Below are 13540 nucleotides of genomic sequence, written 5' to 3'. Positions count from 1 at the left end.
ACCGATCCGTGGTCCCGGCCCCCAGGGGCCGGGACACGATCGTGCCGGCGACCTACCGCCGGACCCAGCCGACGTCGTGCCAGTAGGTCTCCAACTCCCGCACCGGCTTGGGCCAGGTCTCGATGTAGGTGACACCCTCGGGCCCCGCCGTCATCGTGTACGGCGTGCCGGCCCGGCTGAGGAAGACGTCCCCCGGGCCGACCCGCACGGTCTGCGGCTCGCCCGACTCGTAGTGCTCGATGTGGTACTCGCCGGCGAAGACGAAGAGCATCTCGTCGACGTTGTGGTGGTGCCGGGGCACCGTGAAGTCCGGGCGTACGCGCAGCGGGTTGCGGTTGAAGTGCGGTACGTCGATGGGTTTGGTGGTCACCCACATCGCCCCGTCGAACGTCGCCGCGAAGTCCACGGGCGCGTCCCGCAGCAGGCCGCCGTCGTTCCAGAAGTACTGGGGATGGCCCTGCTGCTCCAGGCCCATCGGAACCCAGTCCGCGTCTTCCACCAGATCACCGAATGTAAGAGTCACGCGGCGACGGTACGCACGGCCGGACACCGTGTCGTCGGGAGGTTCCGCTCATCGGGATCCGCGTATGACACGTCCCGGCCCGGTCCCCACTATCGGGGCATGGGAATCGAGTTCTTCAATCTGCTGTCGGACGAGGGCTGGATCGAGCTGCCGGTCGACCAGTCCGCTCCCACGTATCTGTGGCACGAGGGCGGTCTCCTGGCCGACGCTCCGGTCGACATGGAGCAGACCTTCAAAGGGAACATGTGGTGGTCGACGAAGGTGGACCCGTCGTTCAACCTGAACGGCCTGCGGTGCGCACCGGGTTTCGCGGTCCCCCGCCACCATCACAACCTCGACGAGTTGATCATCGTCTTCGGCGGCACGTTCCATGTCGCCTGGGGCAAGGACGGGGAGGAGGGCAGCCGGACCATCGGTCCGGGCGAGTTCTGGATCAGCGAGGCCGGAACCCCCTACCTCATGACGGCCGGACCGGAGGGCGTCACCTACGTCGAGACCTGGCCGGAGCCGATGGAGAACCTCGAGACCTACTGGCACGACGCGGGCTGGGTCCATCGCGGTCACTGATAGCCCGCCCGCCTATTTCGGCCCCTCATTCCTGGCGCGATGCCGGAAGAGGGGCCGACTGCTTGGACAAGTCCCGTACGACCCATTCCAGCAGGCTTGAATTACGGATACTCTTCTTGCCAGCGGCCGCTGCTCACGAGGATGGGCCGCCCCTCTCCCCTTCATCGGAGCAAGGTCCCTCTCGTCGCCGGTCGTGAAGTCCTCGGCATGCCGACCGGCATGGTCTGCCGCGGCGCGCCCGGCCTTCGTGCCGTTCGGCCCCCGCTCGCGGCTCTCTCTTCACTTTCTCGGACGGCGGCGTCGCGGCCTCGGCCCACGGCGCGGCCGGTCGCTGATCGCAGCGAGTGCCGGGCACTCGCCGACACGTTGGGACGCAGACATGATCGAGTCGGTCGGACGAGCCTTCTCCTCACCCCGGTCACGAGCGTCGGTCGCGCTGGTGTCGACCGCGGTCCTGCTCGCGGGATGCGGCAGCGGCGGTGACGGCACGACCGCCGCCGCGGGCAGCACGAAGATACCGGCCGCGCTGGCGAGCGCCTTCCCCGGGAAGAAGGCCACCGGCGCGCCGGTCAGGATCGGCCTCATCACCAACGAGGGCGGCTCCGCGATCAGCCAGCCCGAGACCAGGGAAGCCGCCCAGGCCGCCATGAAGTACGCCAACGCCGACCTCGGCGGAATCGCGGGCAGGCCGATCGAGTTCGTGATCTGCAAGACCAAGGAGGAACCGGCGACGGCACGGGACTGCGCGAACCAGATGGTCGAGCAGAAGGTCGACGCGGTCGTCCTGACCAGCAGCGGCCTCGGCGACTCCATGGTGCCGATCGTCACCCAGGCCGGCATTCCCTGGACGACCGCCATCGCCGCGAGCAACTCCGAGGGCACCACCGCCAACGCCTTCTCCTGGACCGGCGGTTTCCCGACGACCATGACGTCGATGGCCGCGTACGCCAAGGACAAGGGGTACAAGAAGGTCGCCGCGTTCGTGATCGACGCGCCGGCCGCGGTGAGCGGCATCGAGGCCATCGGCAAACCCGTCTTCGCCAAAGCCGGGATCGGCCTGCGGATCGTGACGGTGGCCGCGGGCACACCGGACGCGTCTCCGCAGGTGAGCGCCGCGCTGCGGAACAAGCCCGATGCAGTCGCCGTCGTAGCGGATCCGACGGTGTGCACCTCGGTGCTCCAGGCGATGGGCACGCTCGGCGCGGGCATCGCCCGGATGACCGTCCAGTCGTGTGTGTCCCCCGAGGTCGTCTCGGCCGTGGGCGCGGGCATGGACGGCGTGCAGGTCTTCAGCAGTTTCGACGTGGCCGGCGACGACCTCGAAGCACAGCTCTACCGCCAGGTGATGAAGGAGTACAGCCCCGGCACCTCGGCCACGGGATACGCGGCGATCGGCTACCAGGGCGTGCTCGCCCTGGTGCGTGCCCTGCACGGCCTGAAGGGCACGGTCACCCCGAAGACGATCACCGCCGCGCTGCACTCGGCGAAGAACATCGTCCTGCCCGCCGGCCACGGCATCACCTTCACCTGCGACGCCAAGGCGGTACCGGGGCTGCCCGCGGCCTGCTCGGCCAAGGAGGTCACCGGCACGGTGTCGTCCGACGGCACGTTGGGACAGATGCGGGTCGTCGATCCCAGCCCGTTGTTCGCACGGTAGACGCGGCAGCCGGAAGGGACGGTCTCACCGATGAGCCAGTACGTCGTGTTTCTGTTGCTGGGGCTGGGAAGCGGTGCGGTGTTCGGCGCGCTCGCGCTGGCACTCGTGCTCACCTTCCGCAGTTCCGGGGTCGTCAACTTCGCCACCGGGGCTGTCGCGTTGTACAGCGCGTACACCTACGCCTTCCTGCGCCAGGGCGAGTTGCTGGTGCCACTGCCGGGTGTGCAGAAGAAGATCGGTCTCGGCGGTCCGCTCGGTCTCTTCCCTGCGGTGGTCATCTCCCTTGTCCTGGCTGCCCTGTTGGGGGTCGTGCTGTACGGGCTGGTCTTCCGGCCGCTGCGGACCGCGCCGCCGGTGGCGAAGGCCGTCGCCTCGATCGGGGTGATGCTGGTGATCCAGGCCGTGCTCGCCGCGGCGGTGGGTACGGGGGCCGTGTCGGTCAAGGCCATCCTGCCCAACGACCCGGTGTCCTGGGGCGGTTCGCTCATCCCCGGCGACCGGCTGTGGTTCGCGGCGGTGATCGCCGTACTGACCGTCGTGCTGGCGCTGGTGTTCCGGCTGACCAGGTTCGGTCTCACGGCCCGGGCTGCGGCGGAGTCGGAGAAGGGCGCGCTGGTCAGCGGGTTGTCGCCGGAGCGGATCGCGGTGGCGAACTGGGCGCTCAGCTCGGCCGTCGCCGGTCTGTCCGGCATCCTGATCGCGCCCATCGTGCCGTTGGTCCCGGTCTCCTACACGCTGTTCATCGTGCCGGCCCTGGCGGCGGCCCTGGTCGGCAACTTCACCGCGCTGATCCCGGCCGTGGGAGCCGGTCTGGTCATCGGGATGCTCCAGTCGGAACTGCAGTTCCTGCAGGGGAAATGGTCGTGGCTGCCCCAGGCCGGGCTGGCCCAACTGGTGCCGCTGGCCGTCATCCTGGCCTACCTCGTGGTCCGCGGCCGGCTACTGCCCACCCGTGGCTCGCTGATCCAACAAGCCTTGGGCCGGGCGCCACGGCCCGACCGCATCCTGATCCCGGCCGTCGTGAGTACGGCCCTCGGTGTCATCGTCCTCTTCGCCACCACCGGAAGCATCCGCGCGGCGGTGATCACCTCGCTGACCCTGGCGGTGATCTCGCTGTCGCTGGTGGTTGTCACCGGGTTCGCCGGCCAGATCTCGCTGGCGCAGCTGACCCTGGCCGGGGTCGGCGCATTCAGCCTGAGCAGGCTGAGCGTCGAATGGGGTGTCCCCTTTCCGTTCGCCCCGTTGCTGGCGGCCTTGGCGGCGACGGTGATCGGGGTGGTGATCGGGCTGCCCGCGCTGCGGATCCGCGGCCTGCCGGCGGCGGTGGTCACGGTCGCGCTCGCGGTGGCCCTGGAGGCCTTCTGGTTCCGCAACACCCAGTTCAACGGCGGCCTGGGCGGTTCGAAGGTGCCCTCGCCCCGCCTGTTCGGGATCGACCTGGGGATCGGATCGGGCGACGACTATCCGCGCATCCCGTTCGCGTTGCTGTGTCTGGCGGTGCTGCTGCTCGTCGGCCTGGGTGTGGCGTGGCTGCGCCGCAGCAGGCTCGGCGCCGCGATGCTCGCCGTGCGCGCCAACGAGCGGTCGGCCGCCGCGGCGGGGATCGACGTCGCCCGTACGAAGATCGTCGCCTTCGCGATCGGGGCGTTCGTCGCCGGGCTCGGGGGCGCCCTGCTCGGCTACCAACAGACCGTCGCCGACGCCGGGATGTTCACCGCGATCGGCGGTCTCGGCCTGTTCGCGACCGCTTACCTGGCCGGCATCACCTCGTTGTCCGGCGGTCTGGTCGCGGGGGTGATGGGCGCCGGCGGTCTGCTGCCCGTCCTCCTGGACCGGGCCCTGTCCATCGGCGAGTGGTACGACGTGATCATGGGCGTCGGTCTCGTCCTCACCGTGATCACGAACCCCGAGGGCGTCGTCGGCCCGGCCCACGAACTGACGGCCCGGCTACGGCGCGGGCGCCGCCCGGCCACCGTCGACGACGCGGACACCGACGGTCTCTCCGAGACCGCGCCGGCCGCTCGCCCACCGGTCCCCGATCCGGGCGAGGTGGTCCTCGCGGTGCGCGACGTGGGGGTGCGCTACGGCGGTGTGGTGGCCGTGGACGCGGTCTCCTTCGAGGTGCGCTCGGGCGAGATCGTGGGCGTGATCGGCCCGAACGGTGCCGGGAAGACCACCCTCCTCGACGCGATCAGCGGATACGGCCGCAGTACGGGAACAGTCGAGTTCGACGGCCGGGTGATCTCCTCGCTGAAGCCGCACCAGCGCGGCCGGGCGGGCCTCGGGCGCACCTTCCAGGGCATCGAGCTCTACGAGGACCTCAGCGTGGAGGAGAACGTACTGGTCGGGGAGGCGGCGGCCCTGCACGGCGGCGACCATGTCGGCACCGTGCAGGGGGTGGAGCTGCGCAACCGGCTGTTCGAGACGCTGCACCTGAGCCGCTTCCGGGCTCAGCCGGCGCGTGAACTGTCCCAGGGCAGACGGCAGTTGGTGTCCATCGCGCGCGCCCTGGCAGGACGGCCCCGGATGCTGCTGCTCGACGAGCCCGCGGCCGGCCTGGACAGCGCCGAGAGCCGCTGGCTGGGCGACCGGCTGCGGGCAGTACGGTCCGACGGCGTGACGGTCCTGCTCATCGACCACGACATGGGGCTGGTGCTCGACGTGTGCGACCGCATCGTCGTCCTGGACATCGGAAAGGTCATCGCGGACGGAACTCCCGCCGAGATCAAGGCAGATCCACGGGTCGCCACCGCCTACCTCGGTGCGACGCACGTCGATACGGACCAGGTGCGCGGGGAGGTCGTCCAGTGACCGGGCAGGAACTGCTGACGTGCGAGGGCGTGGACGCGGGCTACTCCAAGGGACGCCCGGTGGTGCGCGGCTTCGATCTCACGCTGCTCCCCGGCGAGGTCACGGCCTTGTTGGGTCCCAACGGGGCGGGAAAGACAACCCTGTTGATGACCCTCGCCGGACTGCTGCCTCGCCTCGCCGGGTCCGTCACCCTCGACGGCCGGGAGATCCGTGGCGGGCGGGCGCGTGAGGCCGCCCGCCGGGGACTGGTCCTCGTACCCGACGACCGGTCGCTGTTCACCCAGCTCACCGTGCGGGACAACCTCGCGCTTGCCCGGCGGCGTCGGGGCAGCACCGTGGACCAGGTGCTCGACTTCTTCCCCGCACTGGGAAAACGGCTGAAGGTCGCGGCCGGGATGCTCTCCGGCGGGGAGCAGCAGATGCTGGCGCTGGGCCGGGCCATGATCCAGGACCCCCGGGTGCTGCTCGTCGACGAGTTGAGCATGGGGCTGGCACCGGTGATCGTCGAGGAACTGCTGCCTGTCGTCCGGCGGATCGCCGAGGACAGGGGCACGGCGGTCGTGCTGGTCGAGCAGCATGTCCGGCTGGCCCTCGGCGTGGCGGACCGGGCGGTGGTCCTGGTGCACGGGGAAACGGTGTTGAGCGGGTCCGCCGCGACGCTCGCGGCCGATCCCGGTCTGCTGGAGCGCGCCTATCTCGGCGAGCAGGCGCCGGAGCCTGTCTCGTGATCGTGCTCCTGACCCCCCTGATCGGAACGGCGAGGGGGCCTGCGGAACCGTCCCAGCGCCGCACGCCCCGATGCCGAGCCGGTGAGGACGGCCGTCACCACTTCCGTTCGGGAGCGCAGTCCGGTGCGGGCGAACAGCCGGGACAGCCGGTTGGCGACCGCGTCCTCGGTGAGCCGCAGCACCGTGGCGATCTGCCGGTTTGTCAGGCCTTCGGCGATCAGGGTCGCGAGCAACTGCTCGCTCTCGACGGTGGCTTGCTTCCGGCCGGGCACGGTGATGCCGGCCGCGCGCAGGGCGGCCCGGGTGTGGAAGCGCTCCAGTACGGCACAGCTCTGACCGAAGAGTTCGTATGCCTCGCGCAGCAGTGCGGGTGGGCCGCCGCCCGTGGCGACGGCGGCGACGAGGGTCACCGCCGTCTCGAACGGCTGGCTGCGTGAGCGGGCCAGTACGACGGCCTCCCGCGCGTTCTCCCCGGCGGTGACGGGACTGTCCGGTCGCAGGACCCGGGCCGATGCCGTGAGGTACCTGAGCCGTGTCCGTCCGGAGCCCGCCCGGTGGGAGATCCGTTCCAGGCGTTCCAGGCAGGTCATCGCCTCGGCCGTGCGCCCCGAGTCCGCGAGCAACTCGGCCAAGGAGGCCCAGAGTTCGTCGGTACCGGCGATCTGCCCGTGTGCCTCCGCCGCCTCCAGTCCGCGCCGCAGTGTCTTCTCGGCACCGGCCGGATCACCGAGGGTCCGCAGCAGCTCCGCTTCACCGGCGTCCAGTGAGTACTCCGGTGGGCCCTCCCCCTCGGCGCGCACGCTGTCGATCAGACGGCGGGCGCTCGTGACGCGGCCCCGGGCGAGGAGGATCGCCGCGGTCCGCGCGGGAACCACGTAGTGGTCGATCGCCGCCGTGTGGATCCCGTTGTTCGCCAGCATCCAGCGGGCCGGTTCCAGCGCCTCGTCCCACTCGCCCCGGAGGTGGTGCCGGAGGAACTGGCTGTGCCGGGGCAGGAGTTGGGGTGCCAGACCCTGAGCCGCCAGAAGGGCCTCGCCCGCGTGCAGGTCACCGCCGTTGAGCAACTCGTCGAACTTCGCGACGGTCAGTGTGTAAGCGTGGTCGGGGCCGATGTGCGGCGCTTCCGGAAGGGCCAGTGAGCGTCTGAACCGCTCCGGCCGGCCCAGCGCCAGTTCCGCCGCGGCCCGGAAACCGCCGGGGTTGGCGGCGGCGCGGACGTCGGTGTTCCACACCGGTTCGGTCCGTACCAGGAGGTCCAGCGCCTCACGCCATCTCGCCAGCAGACACAGGGCCAGTGCCCGGCCGGTGACGGCGGCCAGAACCGGCAGTCGCAGTTCGTCCCACCACTGTTCCGTGGCCAGTCGCGAAAGTGCCCGCCAGTCGAGGTCGTTGGCCGTCGCCACGGTGAACAGGGTCGCGGTCTCCTGGAGTTCGAGCCGGCCGACGATGTCCGGGCGGTCGCGCAGGATCGACTCCGCGATGGTCCGCGCGGTCCGGAAGTCCCCGGCGAAGTAGGCGGCGACGGCGTATCGCTGAAGGGCCGGGACCCGGTCGGCGGGACGCTCGACGAGGTGGCCCGCCGCCTGGCACCAGCGGAGCACTCCCCTGCCCTCGGAGTCGGGATGCAGACGCTCCGCCGCAGCAGTCAACTCCCTTACCGCACGGTCCCGTTCGACCAGAGTCCCCGCTTCCGCGATCCGGTCCGTCCGGTAGGCCACCGCGTCCGCCTCGTCGAGTCCGACGACCGTCGGCGGTTTCGCCCCCGCGTCCTCGTCCGCCCACAGTGTCTTAACGGCGGACGCCGACAGCCGACTGCGCTCCAGCGGCCCGAGCCGCTCGCGGAGGGCATGTGCCACCAGCGGAACCCCGAACTTCCACCCCTATGCCGTACCACCGTCGGTCCCGGGCAGCTCCTCGACGATCCCCGCACCGGCCAAGTCCCGTACGGCGGCCCGGACTTCGCTGACGGACAGCCCGACCGACCCCGCGATCAGCATCACGACCCGCGCGCCGAGGGGCCACAGGACACTGAGGGCGCCCGCCACCGTGCGGCACGGTTCGCCCAGCGCGTCCAGCGCCCACATGAACCGGTCGCCGTCCGGCAGCACCGGCGTCGGCGTCCGCGCCCCGACGAAGGCGTGGCCGTCCGCGACCTTGATCACCCCTTGCCGTGTCCACCCGGTGAGCAGGGCGTCGACCGCCCCGGGCAGCCCGTGGGTGAGGGCGCGCACGCGCCGGACGAGACCGGTGTCGGGAGTCGCCCCCAACCGCCCCGCCACCATGGCGACGGTCTGCTCGACCCCGAGGCGCGTCAGCACGATCGCGCGAGCCCCCTGAGCCGCGGCCAGCTCATCCACGGTTCCGCCGACACGGTCCCGCCGTAAGACCTGGCTCCCTTCTACGACCCGCCCCGCACTGGATGCACTCCCGCCGCACCCCACGACCGAGGCCAGCAGCCGGACACCGGACGACACCCCGGTGAGATCGGTCCCGCCGAGCAGGGCCAGCGATTCAGGGTCGGCGTACTGAAGGTCGTCCAGCACCACGACCACCGACGCGGCCCGCGCCAGAGCGGCGCGCAGCAGTGCGGCCATCACCGCCCCGTCGCGCCGTCCGGCCGCACGCAACGCCTCCGCGGGCCGGCGCTCCTCCAGCACCATGACGAGCCGCAGCGCCAGCAGAAAGGGCCGCGCGCCGTCACCAGGAACACAGCTCACGGAGCGCACCAACTCCCCGTCCCCGCACATTCGTTGGGCGATCGTGTTCATGAACACGGTGCGCCCTGAGCCTCGTTCGCCCCGGACCAGGACAAGTCGCGGCCCACCCCTGTCCGTCAGCAGGCCGTGCCCCTCGTCCAACTCCCGCTCCCGGCCGACCGGACAATCACCGACAGCCGTCCCACCGCGCACCAGCCATGGGTTCCCGGACGGAACGGTCATGGTCCACCGCGCTCTCTTCATCGACCCGGCCCGGGCGTTCCTGGCGTCTCCGGTCGGCCGTACGTTCGGAAACCAGCCCCGCATCCACATTATGATCACATTCACATGACCGCTTCCGTCACACGGTCGACCCCCCGCACCATCACCAACTCGCGTGCTCCCGTCGGCAGTTCACGCACGGAACACCGACCCCGGAAGGAAGTGGACGTGCAGGAAGGAGACCTCGTCATCGGCAGGGACAGCGAACTCCGCGACATGACGCGGACGTTGCTGTCCACCGGCGCCTCGGCCCGCACCCTCCTGGTCGTCGGCGCTCCGGGGACGGGCAAGACCACCCTGCTGGAACAGGCCCGGCGAGCGGCGACCGAGGAAGGCGCCCATGTCCTACGGCTGCGCTGTCACGACGGGGAGAGCGCGCCCGGCGCGGAGGCGCTGGCCGACGGCGTCCATGCGGTGCTCGCCAGGTTCCACGACCGCCGCAGCCCGGTCCGGGTCGGCGCCGTCCGCCGGATCCGGCTCCAATCCACCGGCCAGGACGGCGAGTTGGCGCTGCTGTCCGTCCTGAGTGAGATCCTCACCGACGCGGCGGCCCGTATCCCTTTCGCGGTGGTGGTCGACGACGTCGACCGGATGCCGCACCCGACCGCGTCCGCCCTCGGCCTGCTGCTGCGCGTCTTCCGCCCGGCCGGCGTACCGATGGTGATGGCCGGCCGACCGGTCCGCCCCACCGCCGACGGCGCCTCCCCGCTGACGGCCGCGGCCGACCGGCTGCTCGAACTCCCGCCGCTGCGCCCCGCGGACATCGAGGCCCTCGTCGTACGGAGGCTCGGCCGCCCGGTCGAGCCCGCCCTCGTGACGGCGGTGCTGGCCGCGCTGGGCCCCATGGCGGGCACCCCAGCGGCCGTACTGTCCGTGCTCGACGCGCTGGACGAGCACGGGGACCTCCTGGAACTCGACGGCCACGTGTGCCTGACGGAACCGGAGCGCGCGCTGCGTCTCACCACGGACACAACGGAGTTGAGCCGGCTCTGCTGGCCCGGTTCCCCGCCGGACAGCGACGGTCTGGACGCCGCCGCGGGGGTGGCCCGCAGCCTCGAACACGCCGAGGTGCGGCTGGACGATCTGCTCCGGTTGAAGCCGGGCGGACCGCGCCGGGCCGGCCTCGTCGACCGCGCGGTCACCCCGCTGGTCAGGGACGGGACGCTGACCGTGGACCAGGACGGCCGGATGGCGTTCGCCGTGCCGGCGCTCGCGGCGGCGCTGCGCACCCTGCCCACCCACCATGACGTGTCGACGCTGCACGCCCTGATCACCCGGTCGTTGACGGACCGGCTGGGCGCGGAGACGGCGGGCAGCTGTTACCCCCGGCTCGCCGAGCATGTGGCCGCCGCCAAGGCCGAGTTGGACGACGCCCTCGCGGTGGACGTGCTGCTCGCGGCGGCCCGTGCGGACGCCAGGTCGGACTGGCCCCGATCGGTCCGCGCCTACGCGTCCGCGCTGCGGCGCCTGCCGCCGTACGACCACCGGACACCCCAAGTGCTGCGCGAGTGGGCCGAGTTGAGCCTGCGCCACGCCGACCACACCGGTGCGCTGGCGCTGGGCGAACCGCTGCTCGCCCATCTGACCGCGGCACCGGCCGGCGCGCGGGACCGGGGCTCGCTGGACTTCGTGACCGAGGTGTGGGCTCTGGCGGCGCTGCACGAACACCGGTCGCCGCACCTCGACGCCCTCCGGGATCCCGCCCCCGCCATGGCCGAACTCGCGGACCTGGCCGGTCCGTTCGGGCTCGACCCCACGCCGTCCCGGCCACGGCGTGAGACGCACCGGGCGGCGGCCGCCGGGCCGCGGAAGGGATCCGGGCCGCTGCCGTCCGGCCCGGAACTACGGCTGCTGGCAGCCGCCGCGAGCAGCCACAACAACCTCTCGGCCGCCCTGCGTGCCCTGCCACCCGATGCGGCCGGCACCCCGGACATGGACCGGCTGCGGAACGCCGCCGTCCACGCGGACCTGGCCGGTGCCCTGACCGCCGTGCTCGGTGACCGGTACACCGGGGCGGGGAACAGCACCGCCGCCTGGTACCACGCCATGGTCGGCGACTACCTCGACGGCGACTGGGACCAGGCCCTGGTGTCCGCCCGCCGGATCGAGGCAGGCGGCCGGACCCGGGACACGACGGCGGGCGCCGCACAGCCCGCCCGGGCACTCGCGGCCGAAATCCATTGCACACGCGGGGAGTTGGACCTCGCCCGGTTCTGGATCGAGCTGATTCCGGAGGCCGTGTCCCACCCGCTGGTCGCCTGGGCCAGGCTGGGCGTGCGGTACTGGTCGGGCCGGCGGGAGGAAGCGCTGGCGACGGCCCTCAGGGACGTACGACGGGCTCGCGAGCAGGGTCTGCACGCGGGCACGGAGAAGGTGCTGCTGCGGTACATCTCCTTCGCCCTGGTGGCGGGTCTGCCCCAGGCCATGCCTCAGGCGCTGGACGAACTGGAGGCGCTGCACGCGGTGGTGGGTTCTCCCACGACGCGCGAGGCGGTGCTCATCGGGCGCGGGCTGGTGCACGGCGACGCGGACAGCGCGCTGGCGGCCCTGCGGTCGGTACGCGAACGGGGCGACGCCTACCTGGGCCTGCTCTGCTGTCTGTGCCTGATGGAGATCGGCGACGAGTCCGGGCCGTGGCTGGCCGAGGCCTCGCGGATCGCGCAGTCGCTGGGGATCGGGCGCGCCACCCGTACGACGCTCGGGCACATGACGCGGCGGCGGACCTTCGGACTGCCGAGGACGCGTCCGGCCAGGGACGGATTCGGCGAGGAGGACGTCCGGCTGGCCACGATGGTCAGCGACGGGGCGACCAACCGGCAGATCGCGGCACGGCTCGCGTGGAGCGAGAAGACCGTGGAGCGGCGGCTCAGCGGGCTCTTCCGCCGTACCGGGTGCCGTTCCCGGGTGGAACTGGCCGCGGCCTGGCTGGACGGCAGCCTCGCCCGCCGCGTTCAGGTGCCGGACGGCGCGCCCACCAGGGGCGGCGGTCCCGTGCCGGGCCCGGGCCGAGCACGGCGGCCGTGACCGAGGCGGCTGCGGGCCGCCGACCCAAGGGCGTTGTCCGCCGGGTCAGTTGAGACGCGCGGCGTGTGTGTCGACGGGTACACCGAGCCTGCCGGTGAGCAGGGAGCCGTCGGGCTTCACCTGGAGGTTCCACTCCAGGGCGGGGATGTAGCCGAGCACCAGCAGCGCGTCGGTCCCGCGCAGCGGAGTGTCGCCCCATCGCTCGTTGCGGTACTGGGCTGCGGTGACCACGAAGAGCCGCCGGGCGTGGCTCCCGGAATTCGCCGCGCCGCGGTCCCTGCCGATGTGCAGGGTCTCCAGGGCCGACGGCCCCCTGCGCTGTCCGGGCAGCTTGTTCTCCCCCACGGCCAGGGCCTCGCCCCGGGTGGCCGCGGTGTGCAGGCGGGCCGATCGCGCGCCCAGCCCGTCGGTCACCGAGGGAGTGGCCGCCGAGCCCACCAGGACGACCGTGGCGAGGGTCCCGACCGGCCCCGAGACCACCTCGGAGATGAGGGCCTGCGCCAGGAGCAGGACATCGTTGTCGTCCCCGGTCAGGGCGATCGGCCCGCTCAGCCGCGAGAGGTCGACCAGCATGCGCTCGCCTCTGTGCAGGCCGAGGGTGACCGTCAGGGAGTACGGATGCGTGGGCCCGTCACCTCCGTCGCCCCCTCGCCGCAGCCTCGCGGTGTCCACGGACCACTCCTTCCCGGAGATGTCCGCGGTCCAGGGCGCGGGCGCGTCGTCGTCCGCCTCGGCCAGCCGCAGGGTCAGCCGCTGCCCCGAGTGGACGACGACGTTGATGTCCGGCAGCGGGCGCCCGCCCTGCTGACGCCCCGCGGCCACGGCCCGCAGACCCAGGGCGACCGTTTCGAGCGCCTTGCGGCTGGCGCCCGACAGCGCTGAACGGGCCTGCCCCGAGGAGGAGTTGCGCCTCCGCCGGAAGAGCGCGGCCCCGAGCAGGAACAGGCCGAGCCCCACGCACAGGGCAATGGACGCGATCATGCGGCCACCTTTGTTGCTAGAAGTTGTCAGAGACAGACACAGGCCCATGGGGGCGCCGGCCGTGGGCGTGGAACGCCGACGGCGAAGCGGACCGGTGTCCGAAGGGCGCGAGAACGCGCTTCCCCCGGCATCGTCGCGCGCCCGCTGTTTCCGGTGAAAGGCGAAACCGCCAACCTTGCCGGTCCGTACAGGGAGTTGGGGCGGATCTTCCGCCCCGGACCGTCGTCACGTCGGGGACGCCTCGGCGACTCGCGCCAGGTTTCCCTCCCGC

Annotated in this window: 9 protein-coding genes; 5 read left to right on the top strand and 4 right to left on the bottom strand. The window is 71.9% G+C overall.

The window, feature by feature from the left end; translation table 11 throughout:
• Positions 1–52 precede the first annotated feature (52 nt).
• Positions 53–523 (bottom strand): cupin domain-containing protein, encoded by a 471-nt coding sequence (locus R2B38_RS42910; RefSeq protein ID WP_234444375.1) that lies wholly within the window; start codon positions 521–523, stop codon positions 53–55.
• Positions 524–622: 99 nt separating this feature from the next.
• Here R2B38_RS42910 and R2B38_RS42905 point away from each other — a divergent pair, with 99 nt between their 5' ends.
• The 4 genes from R2B38_RS42905 to R2B38_RS42890 all read left to right on the top strand — a co-directional run bounded on the left by R2B38_RS42905 (position 623) and on the right by R2B38_RS42890 (position 6286).
• Positions 623–1090, top strand: a complete 468-nt coding sequence (locus R2B38_RS42905; RefSeq protein WP_318021219.1) for a hypothetical protein — start codon at positions 623–625, stop codon at positions 1088–1090.
• Positions 1091–1469: 379 nt separating this feature from the next.
• Positions 1470–2747, top strand: coding sequence for an ABC transporter substrate-binding protein (locus tag R2B38_RS42900; protein WP_318021218.1), 1278 nt, complete (start codon positions 1470–1472; stop codon positions 2745–2747).
• Between the two features lie 30 nt (positions 2748–2777).
• Positions 2778–5558 (top strand): branched-chain amino acid ABC transporter permease/ATP-binding protein, encoded by a 2781-nt coding sequence (locus R2B38_RS42895; RefSeq protein WP_318021217.1) that lies wholly within the window; start codon positions 2778–2780, stop codon positions 5556–5558.
• Entirely contained in the window at positions 5555–6286 is a 732-nt protein-coding gene (locus R2B38_RS42890; protein ID WP_318021216.1) for an ABC transporter ATP-binding protein, read from the top strand. The genes R2B38_RS42895 and R2B38_RS42890 overlap by 4 nt, the downstream gene beginning before the upstream one ends.
• Here the strand turns inward: R2B38_RS42890 and R2B38_RS42885 are convergent.
• Positions 6250–8142, bottom strand: a complete 1893-nt coding sequence (locus R2B38_RS42885; protein WP_318021215.1) for a LuxR C-terminal-related transcriptional regulator — start codon at positions 8140–8142, stop codon at positions 6250–6252. The two genes, R2B38_RS42890 and R2B38_RS42885, sit on opposite strands and share 37 nt — an antisense overlap.
• A gap of 24 nt (positions 8143–8166) precedes the next feature.
• The gene (locus R2B38_RS42880) at positions 8167–9225 is read right to left on the bottom strand and encodes an ATP-binding protein (RefSeq protein WP_318021214.1); all 1059 of its coding nucleotides are present in this window, start codon (positions 9223–9225) and stop codon (positions 8167–8169) included.
• A gap of 207 nt (positions 9226–9432) precedes the next feature.
• Between R2B38_RS42880 and R2B38_RS42875 the strand changes: the two genes are divergently transcribed.
• Positions 9433–12288, top strand: a complete 2856-nt coding sequence (locus R2B38_RS42875) for a LuxR family transcriptional regulator (RefSeq protein WP_318021213.1) — start codon at positions 9433–9435, stop codon at positions 12286–12288.
• Between the two features lie 45 nt (positions 12289–12333).
• Here R2B38_RS42875 and R2B38_RS42870 read toward each other — a convergent pair whose 3' ends face one another.
• On the bottom strand, positions 12334–13269 hold the full coding sequence (locus R2B38_RS42870) for a hypothetical protein (protein WP_318021212.1): 936 nt from the start codon (positions 13267–13269) through the stop codon (positions 12334–12336).
• Between the last annotated feature and the right edge of the window lie 271 nt (positions 13270–13540).

Source organism: Streptomyces sp. N50, from assembly GCF_033335955.1.
Taxonomy (GTDB): Bacteria; Actinomycetota; Actinomycetes; order Streptomycetales; family Streptomycetaceae; genus Streptomyces.
This window is presented reverse-complemented; position numbering and strand designations above follow the sequence as displayed.